Source organism: Sivoneniella epilithica UHCC 1019 (genome assembly GCF_040830845.1).
Taxonomy (GTDB): Bacteria; Cyanobacteriota; Cyanobacteriia; order Leptolyngbyales; family Leptolyngbyaceae; genus ULC077BIN1.
Map to the genome: position 1 here is coordinate 21,510 of NZ_JBFPDP010000036.1, position 15,513 is coordinate 37,022.

General features: G+C 47.8%; 14 protein-coding genes. 6 read left to right on the top strand and 8 right to left on the bottom strand.

Annotation, left to right across the window (positions count from 1 at the left end):
• The first annotated feature begins 93 nt into the window (after positions 1–93).
• Positions 94–1,242, top strand: a complete 1,149-nt coding sequence (locus AB3R30_RS19055) for a hypothetical protein (RefSeq protein ID WP_458650798.1) — start codon at positions 94–96, stop codon at positions 1,240–1,242.
• 97 nt (positions 1,243–1,339) lie between these two features.
• Here the strand turns inward: AB3R30_RS19055 and AB3R30_RS19060 are convergent, their stop codons facing one another.
• The gene (locus AB3R30_RS19060) at positions 1,340–1,711 is read right to left on the bottom strand and encodes a hypothetical protein (RefSeq protein ID WP_458650799.1); all 372 of its coding nucleotides are present in this window, start codon (positions 1,709–1,711) and stop codon (positions 1,340–1,342) included.
• Between the two features lie 175 nt (positions 1,712–1,886).
• Positions 1,887–3,272 (bottom strand): 3-phosphoshikimate 1-carboxyvinyltransferase, encoded by a 1,386-nt coding sequence (gene aroA, locus AB3R30_RS19065; RefSeq protein ID WP_458650800.1) that lies wholly within the window; start codon positions 3,270–3,272, stop codon positions 1,887–1,889.
• A 56-nt stretch (positions 3,273–3,328) separates the two neighbouring features.
• Here aroA and AB3R30_RS19070 point away from each other — a divergent pair, with 56 nt between their 5' ends.
• Positions 3,329–3,832: a hypothetical protein gene (locus AB3R30_RS19070; protein ID WP_458650801.1), complete on the top strand. Its 504-nt coding sequence runs from the start codon at positions 3,329–3,331 to the stop codon at positions 3,830–3,832.
• Positions 3,833–3,849: 17 nt separating this feature from the next.
• On the opposite strand, the gene AB3R30_RS19075 is transcribed toward AB3R30_RS19070, so the two are convergent.
• The 3 genes from AB3R30_RS19075 to AB3R30_RS19085 all read right to left on the bottom strand — a co-directional run bounded on the left by AB3R30_RS19075 (position 3,850) and on the right by AB3R30_RS19085 (position 5,937).
• Positions 3,850–4,320, bottom strand: coding sequence for a SufE family protein (locus AB3R30_RS19075; protein ID WP_458650802.1), 471 nt, complete (start codon positions 4,318–4,320; stop codon positions 3,850–3,852).
• A gap of 85 nt (positions 4,321–4,405) precedes the next feature.
• A complete protein-coding gene (locus AB3R30_RS19080) occupies positions 4,406–4,777 on the bottom strand; it encodes a hypothetical protein (protein WP_458650803.1) in 372 nt (123 codons plus the stop codon).
• A gap of 257 nt (positions 4,778–5,034) precedes the next feature.
• Positions 5,035–5,937 (bottom strand): DNA-methyltransferase, encoded by a 903-nt coding sequence (locus AB3R30_RS19085; protein WP_458650804.1) that lies wholly within the window; start codon positions 5,935–5,937, stop codon positions 5,035–5,037.
• Positions 5,938–6,212: 275 nt separating this feature from the next.
• Between AB3R30_RS19085 and AB3R30_RS19090 the strand changes: the two genes are divergently transcribed.
• Positions 6,213–6,950 carry an SH3 domain-containing protein gene (locus AB3R30_RS19090; RefSeq protein WP_458650805.1) on the top strand — a complete coding sequence of 246 codons (738 nt, stop codon included), beginning with the start codon at positions 6,213–6,215 and terminating at the stop codon, positions 6,948–6,950.
• A gap of 14 nt (positions 6,951–6,964) precedes the next feature.
• The gene (gene pheS, locus AB3R30_RS19095; protein WP_458650806.1) at positions 6,965–8,092 is read left to right on the top strand and encodes a phenylalanine--tRNA ligase subunit alpha; all 1,128 of its coding nucleotides are present in this window, start codon (positions 6,965–6,967) and stop codon (positions 8,090–8,092) included.
• 36 nt (positions 8,093–8,128) lie between these two features.
• Here pheS and AB3R30_RS19100 read toward each other — a convergent pair whose 3' ends face one another.
• Entirely contained in the window at positions 8,129–8,329 is a 201-nt protein-coding gene (locus AB3R30_RS19100; protein ID WP_458650807.1) for a hypothetical protein, read from the bottom strand.
• Positions 8,330–8,670: 341 nt separating this feature from the next.
• On the bottom strand, positions 8,671–10,116 hold the full coding sequence (gene gndA / locus AB3R30_RS19105) for an NADP-dependent phosphogluconate dehydrogenase (RefSeq protein ID WP_458650808.1): 1,446 nt from the start codon (positions 10,114–10,116) through the stop codon (positions 8,671–8,673).
• Between the two features lie 241 nt (positions 10,117–10,357).
• Here gndA and AB3R30_RS19110 point away from each other — a divergent pair, with 241 nt between their 5' ends.
• Both AB3R30_RS19110 and AB3R30_RS19115 read left to right on the top strand, forming a co-directional pair.
• Positions 10,358–11,776, top strand: coding sequence for a glycosyltransferase (locus tag AB3R30_RS19110; RefSeq protein WP_458650809.1), 1,419 nt, complete (start codon positions 10,358–10,360; stop codon positions 11,774–11,776).
• Positions 11,777–11,918: 142 nt separating this feature from the next.
• A complete protein-coding gene (locus AB3R30_RS19115; protein ID WP_458650810.1) occupies positions 11,919–13,259 on the top strand; it encodes a Ycf66 family protein in 1,341 nt (446 codons plus the stop codon).
• Here the strand turns inward: AB3R30_RS19115 and AB3R30_RS19120 are convergent.
• On the bottom strand, positions 13,222–15,462 hold the full coding sequence (locus AB3R30_RS19120) for a hypothetical protein (protein ID WP_458650811.1): 2,241 nt from the start codon (positions 15,460–15,462) through the stop codon (positions 13,222–13,224). The two genes, AB3R30_RS19115 and AB3R30_RS19120, sit on opposite strands and share 38 nt — an antisense overlap.
• Between the last annotated feature and the right edge of the window lie 51 nt (positions 15,463–15,513).

Here is a 15,513-nt window from a genome sequence, read left to right on the forward strand (position 1 = left end):
ACTATGATTATGGGGCGTAGCTGCGGTGTATCACTGCTGTCAGCGCCGATTATTTGCATAGCCAATTGTTTGTATAGGGGGGTATCCTCAGCGATGGAAGAACAAACATCACCCATTCAGTTGCCTTTTCATTCAGCACCGCCACCTTATCCAGAAACCGAGTATACACCTGTGGCGGAGGATAATGTGGTGTCAATGCCGATTCAAAGCACCATGACTGAAGATGAATGTCGTTTAAACCCTGCCGCTAAACGCAAGCAGCGCAGTTCGCCTAAAGGCAAAATACCAGCCGCGAGAGCTAGTAAAAAAGCGCTTAAAGCAGTTCGGCACAGTCAATCACCTCTGCCTTATCCCTATGCAGATGAGTTGAAACGGTTTGAAGAACATGCAACGCGAATTAATCAAATTCTTGCCGATCGCGCTCATAAAGATGATCGCATCACCCAAAAAGCAGCGATCGCTGAATCTAATTCTGATTTAATAGCACATCCCCAACCAATATTAGAAGCCTTAACTCAACCCACTCCATGGCAAGTCGTTCAACCTCCACGCCAAAACCAGCCTGTTACAAATCAGCCTATTAAAAATCAGTGGCAATCTCCTACTCCAATTGAAGAACAGCCTGTGGAAGGCTTAAACCTTCAACCCGGAAGCATCTATCAACGGTTACATGAATTGGGGTTATATGTGAATGAAACAGAGATCCGCGCTTCTGTTTCTGACAAACTCAGTGGCTCAAATCCGGTTCAGCTTCAGCAGTCTTCTATGCCAAACGCTGAAACTTGCCAAATTTCATCCTCGTTTTATCCACTCACCCCGGCAACGCCATCGCAGATTCCGCAAACTGAGCCTTTCCCTAATCCAAACAGAGGAACTGCCGCGAATCGATTCCCGCATGATCGCTACCATTCTCGCTTTGTTTCGTCGCCCATGAAGCTTCGCCGTTATTTACGAGACTGGCGCAGATGGTTATATGAGAGGCGATCGCTAGAACTCCCTCGCCAACAGATCGAGCGTCTCAGCGATGCGGCTCTATGGATTGCTACTTTTGCAATTGTGCGAGTGGCATCTCGCTATGTGCTTGCCGTATTTCCCATGCTTTCACCCATTGTTCTGGGTGTGATGCTAGCTCCGGCGATCGCTGCTATTTATCTGATAGTTTGCGCTCCCAAAGCGGGCTGGGTCTTTTACTACCGACTGTTTTTGATCATGGTGGGATTTCTCATTGGCGGAAAACTTTAGAGAAAACCAGACAAAGGACAACGCTACACAGGAATCCAGATATGGAAAAAGCCCGGTTGAACCAGGCTTTTTAGAATTGTTTACAAAAATTTGTTATTTACTTGATTTCGCAGGTGAGCGGACAAGCAGCATAAACGGAATGATTCTGGGGATTGGACTGACCACTGAGCCAGGGTAACCAGCTTACATCACTGGGGTGAGTTCCCTTCAAAGTCAGCATTGCGGCTGCAATCATCACTCCGACTAGCTGAACTGCAATAAAGCTACCCACAATCATCACTGGACCGATTCCTGGTAAGACTTCATGCAGCACCACTGCCAGCAAGGAACCAACGGTGACAATCAAAATTCCAACTGGAAACCCGACGATCAGCAAGCATACTGTTAAAATTGCAGTCCACAATAAAAAGCTTTTTAGCATTAAGCCGTAGTTTGATGGGTTGGTAGCTTGACTCTGGGAAACTGTCATGCTTAACTCCTTAATTAAAAATAAGTTGACTAAAGTCGAACAAAATACAAAACAAAATGTTGTTACGGATGCCACCCAATAAGTTTTGATGGCTTGTAATGAATTCATATCAGCTTATAGAAAGATGATTGAAAGCTGAGATTTCCCTGAAAAAAATTACATATTTTAGTAAAACTTAATTAATGCTTTTTTCTTGCTGGATGACTTGTTGGAGGGTTTCCACAAACGATGGATAGGAAATAGCGGCGGCTTCTGCCCGTTGAATAGTGGTTGTTCCTTTGGCAGTTAGAGCGGCGATCGCCAGACTCATGGCAATCCGGTGATCGGTGTGGCTATCTACTTCGGTGCCAGTCAGCGGCGTTCCACCCACAATTTCCATCCCGTCAGGAAGCTCAGTAATCTTGGCTCCCATTTGGTTAAGTTGAGTTGCCATAACGGTAATGCGATCGCTTTCCTTCACCCGCAGTTCTGCCGCATCTCGAATGATGGTTGTGCCATGAGCAAACGTCGCCGCTACCGCTAGAATGGGCACCTCGTCAATCAATTTAGGAATTAAGTCACCCTCAATCGTACAAGCTTGTAGGGGCGCACCGTCTTGTCCTTGCCGATAGCGCACTCGCAAATCTGCTACGGGTTCTCCGGCAACTTCTCGCAGATTTTCTTGGGTAATGTCTGCGCCCATCATTGCTAGTGCTTCTAAGATGCCCGTGCGGGTGGGATTCACGCCTACATTTTCAATGGTGAGATCTGATCCGGGGACGATCGCCCCCGCAACGAGCCAAAATGCCGCTGAACTAATATCTCCCGGCACAATGACGGTTTGTCCACGAAGGGTTGCCTGCCCGGTGACCGTGGCGCTACAGGTGGCTGGATCAACGATAATTTCAGCACCAAACGCTCTTAACATCCGTTCGCTGTGATCCCGTGAGAGTGCGGGTTCTGTGACAGTCGTTTGTCCTTCTGCCATGAGTCCTGCGAGTAAAATGCACGACTTTACCTGAGCAGACGCGATCGGGGAATGATAGTGAATCGGGCGTAGAGTTTGCCCTCTCACGGCTAAAGGTGCCAACGAGCCATCCTTGCGTCCCCAAATTTCGGCACCCATTTGCTGCAATGGTTTGACGACCCGCGACATGGGGCGCGATCGCAGCGAATCATCCCCTGTGACGGTGAAAAATCGCCCCGGATGGGAAGCCAGAATGCCCAGCATTAACCGCAGTGTTGTTCCAGAATTGCCCGCATTCAATACATCCAGTGGTTCCATAAGTTTTCCTAAGCCAATCCCGCGCACTCGCACTTCGTCACTATTGAGCGCTGAAATTTCTGCTCCCATCGCCTGAAAACAACTGGCAGTGCTGCGGGGATCTTCCCCTAACAGCAACCCATGAATCACCGTTTCGCCCTCTGCCAAAGCCCCCAACATTAGCGCTCGATGGGAAATAGATTTATCTCCTGGCACTCGAATCCGTCCTTGCAACGCCAGCCCAAAAACTGGGGGAACGATTGTCAGGTGGTGATGATATTCCGCTTGATTAAGGGTAATTACCTGGATAACTGCCATGGGGATCGGCTAGACTGCCATGTGGACTGCGTTAGTAATCCTACCGCTTAATTACCATGCTGACTCAACTTCGCCGACCGATTCATTTATCCTTTAGCTCTGCTGATGGCTTGCTGCTCTCAGAGTTAGAGACGGTTGGCACCCTGTATCAAAAAGAAAAAGATCGCTATCATCTAGTTCTCACGGAGCCACTGGTGATGGATTGGGAGACGCGATCGCAAGGATTGGAAGCCTCTAGCGTCAGTACGCTGACTACCACAGTTCCCACCCCGCGCCTATTGTGGATTGAGTTTTCTCCCTATCGGGTCACAATGACCATGCAGGGCAATGGTCAGTTTAGCTACCGCCATCTGTTTGAACCGGGAGTGTTGGGGCTAAGCCGCTATTTCTTACACGATGATGCGCTGTATCCCAATCGGGAGTTTCGACTCCGCAACTTTACTCGCAATTTGTGTGTAAAAGGGAATCCGCTACCCTCCTATCTGTTGCTAGAGTATGAGCTTCGGTGCGATCGCCTCCAGCTTGGGCAATACACCTTCAGCTTAGAAATTCATCACTAACCAAAATCAAGGAATGATTAAGGGTTTTCATCAGCCGGAGCCGCCGATTGCATAGACATCTCCAATTGACACAGGAGTGCTTTACGCTGCATGGCTTGAAAGATGTTGTAAAACCCATTCGCACGGGAAGGCGTAAGGCTGACATCCAAACCCGTATCTTTGATGAAATCGGGGGTAAGCTGAGCAATTTCTGAGGGAGTCAAACTATTTAATCCTTCAACCAGCAACGCTACCAATCCTTTGGTTAATTGAGCGTCGGAGTCTGCCTGAAACATCACTTTCCCATCCGTTAGGGCAGCGATGATGAAAACTTGAGACACACATCCTGGAACTTTGTTCTCAGCAGTTTTTTGATCCTCTGGCAGCGCAGGTAAGCGTTTGGCAAGCCAGAGAAGATATTCGTAGCGGCGCTTTGGATCAGTAGTTTGCTGTAAACGCCGAACAATCTTTTCTAGAACAGGTGGCAGTGGCACAGAAGAGGGAGACATTGGAACACTAGGAGCGCGATCGCGCCACAAACAGGAGTCACTACTACCTTAACGCGCAATGGATAACGCGCAATGGATCAACCATCTACGAAAGCATATTGCGAAGCTGACGGAGCGATCGCACACAAGCCGGACAATCGCAGCCAAATAAAGCAACCGTGGCATCGCTTTCTTCCACTGTCATATCAAACGAGGTTGCCGTCACATCATCTATTTCGGCGGCATCCTCCACACGCAGAGGAGATTGAGTAATGTCAAAAACCTTGGCAGTATCAGACGCTACACGCTTACAGGTAAACCGTGTTGCTGTAGCGCTTGCTGCACGTAAGCAAGTTGCCTCCTTGGAAACCTGCACCCAATTTGGTTTGTTCGCTTGAACAGGTTGAACCATAACTAAAGACATTACCGAAGCAAAGGTCGCCGGAGAGAGCAGCAGAAGCCGAAGAAACTGATTCATAGTGACTGAGTAGTGTGAAGGAATGCAGGATATCAAAAACCTGCTAATTATTCCACATTGCCGCATAAGTGATCCGCAAGTTTTGCAAAGACTTTTATTGCGTAATGCATTGCTTCAATGCCAAATAAGGTCTGTAGGCGATTATGAATGCTGAACAGCGGGGTTTCTTCAGACAATCTGGTAGCGCGTCAAATTATTAAATTAATGTGGAATAGATGGCAATATCATTATTTGATATTGAAGCACTATCTTCCAGTTTAGGTACGAATGCGGCGACGGCGTTCTTCGTCTTTGCGATCGCGACAGAACCATTCTTCATCAGAGTGCAATTCAACCGTTTCAATTCGTTGAATTGCCCATTGATGGTAGTTCAGATTAGTATCACATCCCAACCAACGACGACCCAGTTGTTCTGCAACAACAAGTGTGGTTCCTGAACCTGAAAAAGGATCAATGACTAGATCGCCGCGATTGGAAGAAGCCAGCACAAATTTACGGATAAGAGCCTCTGGTTTTTGGGTGGGGTGGGGTGTTTTCTCACGCATTCCATTGCAAGTTGTGGGAAGTTCAATCACATCTTTAGGCTTAGCTCCTTTAGGATTTGGCTGCCAGTTTTGCGAATAATGAGCATGTTTTCTACGGGTATATTGGCTAGTTTCTGCTTGCGGATGGCTGGGATATTTTAGAGTGTGCTTGCCATAGGGAATACGAATATTGTCGATGTTTATTTTGGCAATTTGGGTTTTGCGAAAGAGCAAAATGCTTTCGTGCGATCGCCCCCAACCCTGACCTAAATTTGCTTTATTTTTATAATGCCAAATCAACCATCTACAGCCAGAAAAGTGCTTACTAGCTGGATGTTTTAGGTCTGCCAATATTTCTGAAAATCCCATAATGTAAAGAGAGCCAGTCGGCTTTAAAATTCGAGCGGCTTCCACAATCCATTGAAGCGACCAATCAATATAAGCCTCTTGAGATTGAAAGGTATCCCAGTCTGCTTTGTTGAGATTATAAGGAGGATCGGCAATGATTAAATCGACTGATTCATTGGGCAAGGTGCTTAACCAAATGAGGGAATTTCCACAAAACAAGGTTCCATGATTATGGGCATAGGCGATCGCAATTGAGGCATCCAACTTTTTAGCAGCGTTTTGAATCACAGGTCTGTCTTTCTATCAATAGTTACTTGACTAGGTTCTACATTAAAGCTTAATGCTCAGTGGAGAGGCAAAGATGATCTTTCCCACAAAATAAATAAGATTGAAAAGTAAAGCCTTTAATTCAAATAATTTTAAGACCGCATTTTTTATCCTAATAAACTGCTGTCTACTCTATACATATCCTATTAGATTCTGATAGGTTAATTAATAGCTTCTTCTCCTGGCGTTCAGCAAATTGGGGCGCAGGTTATTCTGTTGTTTACCTCACTTTTACTATGAAAATTCTTGGCTCTATGGGCGCTGCTTCCAAGCAAAAAGACCCGGCTTCTAATCTTCGTTTCGCTGCAATAATGCAATTGTTTGGTCAGAGTTCATCGACTAGTTGGCTTTATCTCTTAGGGTTGGCGATCGCGGCGATTGGTGTGGGTGTTAGTGCAAATCAGGCGATCGCGCAAGTTTATTTCCAGCGTCCAATCTCGGTAACGCGAACGGGAGGCACGGTTAGCACGCGATCTGGCGTGGGTCTTAATGTCCGCTCAGGACCCGGTCTTAACTTTGACATCATTGGGTGGGCTAATGATGGGGTCACTCTAGATGTGACTGGCATTCCTACTATTGCCGATGGCTATCGCTGGCAGCGTATTACTCCTCGTGGCTGGGTTGCCACAGACTATTTGGCAGGGGGAAGCGTTAACGTGAGTTTTAATGGAAACTGCTACCAGCAAGTGTCTTTTCCGATAGACAACTGTGCGGGAGGGACTGCTGATCCGGTTCAGCCCATTTTGAGACCCATCTCTACTAGCCAGGGCGGGGCTTATATTGTTGCAGTACCGGGAACCAATCCAGTTGATTTGGTTCAAGTTCGCCGACTGGTTCCGGGGGCTTACTTTGATCGGGCACGAGAAGGTAGCTTTATCAATGCAGGCGGTTATTCAAGTTTTGAAGCGGCAAATTCCGTGTCCTATTTCCTGAGAAATAGTAACCTCAATGCGCGCGTGATCTACGGACGGTAAAAACATTTCACCCAATGCGATCGCCTAATTTTGGGCGATCGCATCAGATGACCAGCCCTAGCTCTACACTAGATAGAGGTAGGGCATTGGTTGTTTTACCCGAAAATCCGTTTGATGTTCATCTCGATACCTCTTTCCCTATGACTGTTCAGTCCACTGAATTGGAAGCCCAGTTAGAAGCCATCCGTCTAGAAGCTCAACAAGCCCTGATTGAAGCCAGTTCGCTTGATCAACTAGAGCAGTTGCGCGTGAAGTATTTAGGCAAAAAGGGTCCAATTCCCCTTGTGTTAGGCGGGATGGGGAAACTTGATCCGAGCGATCGCCCCCGGATTGGTGCCCGTGCCAATGAAGTTAAAGAAGCGATTCAATCTGAATTAGATCAGCGGCGCACGGCATTACAGTACGCTAAACTACAGGCGCAGCTAGAGTCAGAAACTTTAGATGTATCCATGCCGGGAGTCTATCGTTCCCAAGGAAGAATTCACCCACTCAACACGATCATGGATCGGGTGAATGATATTTTTGTGGGATTGGGCTACACCGTGGCAGAAGGTCCAGAAATGGAAACCGATCACTACAACTTTGAAGCGCTCAACTTCTTGCCCGATCATCCGGCACGGGATATGCAAGATACGCTTTTCTTGCCCGATGGCAACATTTTAAGAACGCACACTTCATCCGTGCAGATTCGTTATATGGAGGCAAATGAGCCGCCGATTCGGATCATTATTCCAGGGCGCTGCTATCGTCGCGATACGGTAGATGCCACCCACACAGCGGTGTTTCACCAGATCGAATTTTTGGCGATCGATGAAGGGTTGACCTTTACTGATATGAAAGGCACCGTTCGTCTGTTTTTGGAGCAGCTTTTTGGCGAAGTAGCAATCCGAATGCGTCCCAGTTTCTTTCCTTTTACCGAACCCTCTGCTGAAGTGGATATGGAGTGGAAAGGGCGCTGGCTGGAGATTATGGGCTGCGGGATGGTCGATCCCAATGTACTCAAGGCAGTCGGGTATGATCCCGAAGTTTATACAGGCTTTGCGGGGGGCATGGGTGTAGAACGATTAGCGGCTGTTTTATATCAAATTGATGATATCCGTCGCTTCTACACCAGCGATTCTCGATTTTTAGAGCAGTTTTAGTTTAAGAGAACTGCGGGTTTCAAATGGCAGCGATCGCTAACTCGCTTGACGCGGCTGTTTTCTAGCTGCCATCGCCTGCATTCGTTCTAACGGGAAATCAGAAATAAAACTATCCCAAGATCTGGCTTGCCCAGCAGCATTGTAGACGTGTAGCACACCGTTAATGATCCGGCTGGATACAATGAGGTCAAGCGCCCTAGCAAGATTGAGAGACTGAGTTAGCTCGTTTTGAGTCATTATTTTGTATAAAAAATCAGTATTCCAAACCGCCAAGTTTGACAGTTCGGTTTGTTTTTCTATCCTAGGCAGGAATGGGATGAAAGCACATCCCCGATTAGGATAGTGAAATGAAAATTATTAGATTTTTTTGGCGGGATTAGTGCAGTCAGCAGTTTTATATAGCAAGGATGCATAGGTTAGGGCACAAAGATTCCTGAAAAATAAGGAATAACGCACGGTTGTTGTCTTGACCTTTCCTCATACTGCTATATCGGTATCGTCATAACTCTTATAAAGTAAGGGTGCGCTACGACAATGCCATAACGCACCCAACAGAAGCTTTTCCCTAGAATAAACGTCTACTTCGCCATAGCTGGTTCAGGGATTTCGTCTACTACATGAATCCAATCAGTGTGATAGCTGCCGTCCTTATCTACGCGCTCGTAGGTGTGGGCACCAAAGTAGTCGCGCTGGGCTTGCGTCAGGTTCTGAGGTAAGCGATCGCGACGGTAGCTATCAAAATAATCCAGCGAGGCGCTAAACGCTGGCACAGGAATACCAACAGTTGCTGCCATTGCAACCACTTCACGCCATGCAGTCTGGCGATCTAGAATGGTTTGCTTGAACTCCGGAGCCAGCAATAGATTTGCCAAACTTGGATTCTCATCAAACGCCTTCTTAATCTTGTTCAAGAAACCTGCTCGAATAATGCAGCCACCTTTCCAAATTCGGGCACACTCACCCAAATCAAGGTCAAATCCATACTCGTCGGAGGCTTTTTTCAATAGCGCCATTCCTTGAGCATAAGAACACATCTTGGAGCAGTAAAGCGCATCGCGTACTTTTGAGACAAAGGCTTTCACGTCGCCATCAAAACTGATGGTAGGACCCGACAACTCTTTGGATGCAGCCACCCGCTCCTGCTTATAAGAAGACATGATGCGGGCAGTGACGGCAGCAATAATTGTGGGAATAGGAACACCCAGTTCCATGGCGCTGTCCACTGTCCATCGCCCGGTTCCCTTTTGAGCCGCCGCGTCTAGAATCACGTCTACTAGGGCATTACCAGTGTCGGGGTCGGACACTTTAAACACGTCAGCGGTAATTTCAATCAGGTAAGAGTTCAGTTCATCAGTTGTGTTCCACTCGCTGAAAACTTCGTGCAGTTGAGCAGCGTTCAATCCAGCAACACTTTTCAGCAGGTCGTAGGCTTCTGCAATCAGTTGCATGTCGCCGTACTCAATGCCGTTGTGAACCATTTTGACGTAATGACCTGCGCCACCAGGTCCAATGTAGGCAACACAAGGACCATCATCGACTTGCGCTGCAATTTTTGTCAGGATGGGTTCCAAATTGTCATAAGCCTGCTTTGTTCCTCCCGGCATCATGCTAGGACCGAGGAGCGCACCTTCTTCACCGCCACTTACACCCATGCCGATGAAGGTAAACTTGTCGGCTTCTAGCGCTTTAGCCCGACGCTGAGTATCGGTGAACAGTGAATTGCCACCGTCGATCAGCACATCGCCTTCATCTAGCAGGGGTTTGAGTTGCTCAATCACGGCATCCACAGGAGCGCCTGCTTTTACCATGATTAGAATGCGCCGGGGACGCTCTAGGGAGGCGACGAAATCCTCTAAGGTGTAGGCAGCGACGCAGTTTTTGCCTTGGGCGCGAGTCGCCATGAAGTGGTCAGTCTTTTCACGGCTGCGATTGTAGACGGAAATGGGAAATCCTTTGCTCTCGACGTTTAATGCTAAATTTTCGCCCATAACGGCGAGACCGATTACACCAAATTGCTGTGCCATAAAACTCTCTGGTAATGCTGCAAAGTACCGGGATTCGTTACCCCTTAGGGTAGACCAACCTCATGAGGTTATCTAGAAAGATAATATTAAGCTGTTGCGCTTTTGACGGATGCATACTGAAATACATCTTTTTTGTTAAGACATTTTGACTCAACTATCAGAGACTAGATTAGTTCAGATAGCTTTAGCTAAATAGTAGGTGATGATTCTTGAATGTGCCAAACGGTAGGGGAATGCCTGTATGACCTTCTCATTTTCAGTGATCGTGTTGATCGCTAACTGTCAGGATTCAGTTATTAGAACGTTGCAAAGTATTGAGCAAAGCATTCAATACTTTTACCAAACTTCCCCGATGAATGCTGAGGTTACGGCTGAGGTGATTGTGGTGAATGATGCATCAAGCGATCGCACCCTAGAAGTTGCGACTCAATGGATACAAGCGAATTCCCAGCGATTTGTGGTGGTCAATCATCAAACCAGTTTAGGGTTGGCAGCCGCTCGAAACACGGGCTTTAAATACGCCAAAGGAGAACTGATCTTCTTCTGCGACCCTAATAGTTTCTTTTCACTGCCCCATGTTTCCGCTTGCTTGTTGTGTTTGACTCAGCCGAACCAACCGCCTGCTCAACAGGTGGGAGAATTGACCCTTGACGTAAAACTGATTCAAGAAAACCAATATCAGATCGTTGTGCCGCCCTATGCGCTTGATGCGGTGCAAACAGGTATCCGCAGCGGCAAAGCTAGCGAGATCGCAGAACATACCCCAAATGGGCATTCTTTAAGTAACCTTTGTATTAAGCGAGAATGTCACGAGTTTCTGGAAGGTTTCTTAGAGTTGCCGCCACTCCCTGAAAACGGTCAAGAAGTGTCTGCCTATCATCGTTGGTTACGGCAGTTTTTTCTAGTGGGTAACCTTGCGGTGGAAACGGTGGAAAGTGCCGATCCGATCTCACGCTCACCTGGCATGATTGAACTGGTGCAAACGGGGCAAAATGCGGTGGCAATCCCCAAAAGCATTGCCTTTGAAAGCAGCAATGCCCGTATTATTGAAGCGCACTCCCAGCGACTTCTGCAAAAAGCGATCGGGTTCAACTCACAAGAATACGCCAGACTTTTTAAGATTTACCGCACCTACGTCAGCACGATTTCTTTAGAAGATCATGCGGTTTCTTGGGAAGCGGCTCGCTATCTATTTCAAGCCGTGCAAGCAGCCCAGCCTAAAAGAATTTTGGACTTAGGCAGTGGTTATAGTTCGTTAATTTTTAGAACTTACCAGGCAAAGTTTGCGCCAGAAATCACTGTGGTATCCGTGGACGATGATGCTGAATGGCTAGGCAAGACCAAAACTTTTTTGCAAGCGAATGACCTTAGCAGCGATCGCTGCATAACTTGGGAAAAGTTTTTAAGTGACTACGCTGACCAATCCTATGACTTCATTTTGTATGACATGGGCAACATGTACACCAGAGCCGAAAACCTCACCAAAATTGTGGATGTGATGGAGCCAACGGGCAGCCTAATTATTGACGACGTGCATTTTCCGTTTTATGCCATGGTTGTGTTCGAAGTAATTGGTAACTATCGCCTGCGGTTGCAGTCTTTGAAGCGAGAAACGCTGGATAAATATGGTCGCTATGCGGTGAAAGCTACTTACAGTTGATCAGCACTTATCGAGACTTAATTGACAAAAAATGTAATGGGTAGCGTTGCAAAAAATGATGCAAAACTTAAAGACTGAAAATCGAAAGCGCTCTCACAGAGTAGAGTGATAGGTAGTTGTTCGGCACAATGGAAACCGGAAAATGCTGGCGTATATTCTTGCATTCATGATTGGCTCAGGTAGCGTTGCCCTCTACATGGCTGCCTTCTTTTTTCCAGAAGTTCATCGCAAAAATGACTTTATTTGGAGTGGAGTCGGGCTGTTTTATGGGCTGGTGCTCTGGGTCTGTGCTGAACGGATTACAGGGGGCGTGTTGCTAGGGCAGGCAGCTAGTGTGACACTGCTGGGCTGGCTGGGCTGGCAAACATTTTTGCTGCGGCGGCAAGTGACTCCCCTCGATCAGCAAACGCCGCTGCCGACTGCGGATGATGTGAAAGCCTCGTTGACTGCGCTCACTGGATCTGAGGGTCGAGCGGAGGCGGTAGGTCAGGCTTCTAGCGTGTTAAATCAGGTGAAACAGGGGGTGCAGGGCGCGGTGGCGCGGGTGACGGCTTTAAAGCGATCGCCCCCTGAGAGTGAAATTTATGTTCCTCCGAGTTTAGAAGAATTTGGCACCGCCGGACAGGATGCGATCGCCCGATTTGCTAAAGCTGCGATTCCTGAAGCTGAGCAGAAAACGGTTGAGAGTTTGGTAGACGAGGCAACAGAGGCAGCTACCGATACTCTGGCGGAATCTGCCCAAATAGTGAACAAGGCGATCGCTCCTGTGCCTCAGCCAGTGATCAAGCCAGTGACCGAGCCAGTAATTGAGCTAATGGCTGAAACGGCTACTGAAAGCACAAAAGGTCTAGGCGGACTGTTTCAGGGATTGAACCCAAAACATCAGAAAAAAGAAAGTAAACCTGTTTATGTGCGAAAGCAGTTTCGAGAAGAAAATGCTACTGCTCCTGTGAAAACTGGCAAAAAGCCATTATCTAAGGAGAGTCAGCGAAAGGAAAATAAGCCAGCCAGTAAACCTGTTTATGTGCGAAAGCAGTTTCGGGAAGAAATTACTCCAGAACCGGAAAAACTGGTAGAAGCGGCGATCGCGGAAATCAAAGATATAGAAATCAAAAATACAGAAGCCAAGGAGCCGAAAAGCAGCAATCCTGCAACGAGCGGTGTCGATCTGTCAGCGGCGATCGCCTCTATTAGCGAAACTGTTAGTAGCGAAACGATTAGCGAAGCGGTCGTATCCGATTTGCTGGGCAACGCTCCTGTCGAAACATCAGCCGCCGAAATTGTGGAAGATTTGCTAGAAGATATTTTTGCTCAAGAAGAAAGCTTGGTGATCGAACCGACTGAGGTGATTGAGGTGGCGATCGAGTTAAGTGATGCAGTTATAGAGCCAATCACTTGGGCTGCCGAACTGGAAGACAACACAGCAATCGACCCTATGCCATCCGCTACGGACAACTCGCAACATTTACATAATTCGCCGTAGGGAGTCCCACAAAGTCATATTGGAAGGTGCCGCCATTGTTGTTGGTGTTCAAATTTGGTAAGTCAATCACCCGAAAGAGTACAACCAGTGGAAACCCAGAGAGTAAATCAAAATTTACTCCGCCAGCCCCTGGATTTTGGGCAAGGTTGCCTTGAATAGCGGCACAGATAGTCTGACCGCCAAAGTTGGCAATCCGCACATTGTTTAAGCCAGATTGGGGAATCTGGTTATTGGTCAGCCTGAATGAAGCAATTGAACTGCCGCCTTGTAATTCTGTATTGATCCCGTTTGCATCGGCTCCAGTTGTTGTGACCGTGTTGCCTGAAATCGTCGCGGTGGTAATGGAGCTATTGTTGTCGAGAAGCAGCGCAATGCCATCAGCAAAATCTCCACTCGTGGTAATGGTGTTGCCTGAAACCGTCAGCGTGGCGATCGCACTATTATTGGGGACAATAAAAATCCCCCTAGCAAAATTTCCAGTTGTGGTAATGATGTTGTCTGAAACGGTTGCGGTAGTGATGGCGCTATTGGCGTTTGAACTAATAAAAATGCCATTGGATTCAAAGCTATTAGTTGCGACAGTGTTACCGATCACTGTTGCTGTACTCGTCACATTTTGCAATTGAATTCCGTTGGTACTACCCCCCGCAACCGCCACTTGATTTTGTCGAATGGTTATATCCTGAACGCCATTGGCAAGAATCCCCACATTGCCAATAGGTGGAGTGATATTAAACCCTGCCAATGTCGTGTTGTTGCCTAGGGTTACGGTGCCCGTCACTCCGGGCAAGATACCGCTTCCAGAGAGTGGCAGTGGGGTTAATCCCTGTTGCACTGTTTGAATCTGCTGAGTTATGCCAGCAGATAGCACTTGCACGTTTGCTGGAATGGTAAACGCTGGAATTCCTGGATTGCTGCCTGCTTGCACATACACAATATCATTGCGATCGCCTCTGGTTGCTGCCAATCCACTTTCTACCGTACTAAAGGGTGCTTCAAAGGTGCCACTTCCGGCGGCTCCGCCCAGTGCCACATGTTGAAAGAACCAAGGTTGATTCGTCGCTGGATTCAGTAAGGCGATAATACCTGTGCCCGTGCTAGCAGTAGCAATATCGGTTGTGCGGCGCTGAGTTACGGCAACCGTGCTTTGGCGAAACACAAAATTTCCGGCTTCTGCCCAAGCGAGTTGCTGGGGTGCCGTGCTGCTAGACCCTATTCCGGGAAAGGAGAATGCGACACTGACGGCAGCTGTAGTGCCAAACTCGCGATCGCCCTGAATCGATAGTCCTGCCCTAAAATTCTCATTAATCCGGGCTTCCAATCGACCCCGTACTCCTACAAAGCCATCCACTCTAGGAGAACCGTAATAATACAGCCCTAAGTAGCTTTTCAAAGTGCCCACCGGACTCCACCGCGCCACTTTTACCCCTGCTTCCGCATCAAAGCCTGCCAGCGAATCTTCAAATAGGCGAGTGGTTTGAGTCGTGCGGAGAGACTGCCCACCCACTACCAAAAAGTTTCCTTGAAAACGGGGTGCCGAAGAAGTCGCTGTGATGCTATCGGTAAACACACTGCTGCTAGCGATCTCTCGGCTACGGTTCCCCACCGGCAAGTAGCCATTTAGCCTCAACTCAACAGCCGGTAGGATTGCCTCTATTCCGGCTCCAAGTTGGCTTACGGTCTGATTTCCTGTACTGCGAATATCAAAACCAAGGTAGCCACCTAGCACAGTATTCGTCGCAGGATTAAAGGCGCGATAACCCAAGAGCAAATTACCGCCCGGATCGGCAGCAGTATCTAAATTTAAGCGCCCTTGCACATAGCCAATTTCTTTTCCAGGGGTTTGCACCAGCGGTACGAATCCTTCAATGCTGCCAAAAGAGCTTTCATAGCCGACACCGGGTCCAGTGGTAAAAGACGCTCCAACTTGGGGAGGAAGAGGGCGATAGGTAAAAGTGCTAGATGATGAGTCGGCAGGAGTGCCAGCGTCAGCAGGAGTTGGCTCTACTGCTGTAGGTTGTGTCGGAAGAAGGGGCGTTAGGTCTTGAGCCGTTAGGTTGGCTTCTTTGAGAGTGCGCGGCGATCGCAAAGAAGCATCTAGGTTTTGAATTGTCTCCTGTGTGGCATGGGCAGGATTCAGCAACAACAGCGATAAACCGCCAAGCAAGGAAACACGGCTAATCAGCATAAGTAGGAAGCGCATACATCTTTATCGATAGCTAAAACAATTTCATCTTAGACTTCCTAGAATTCC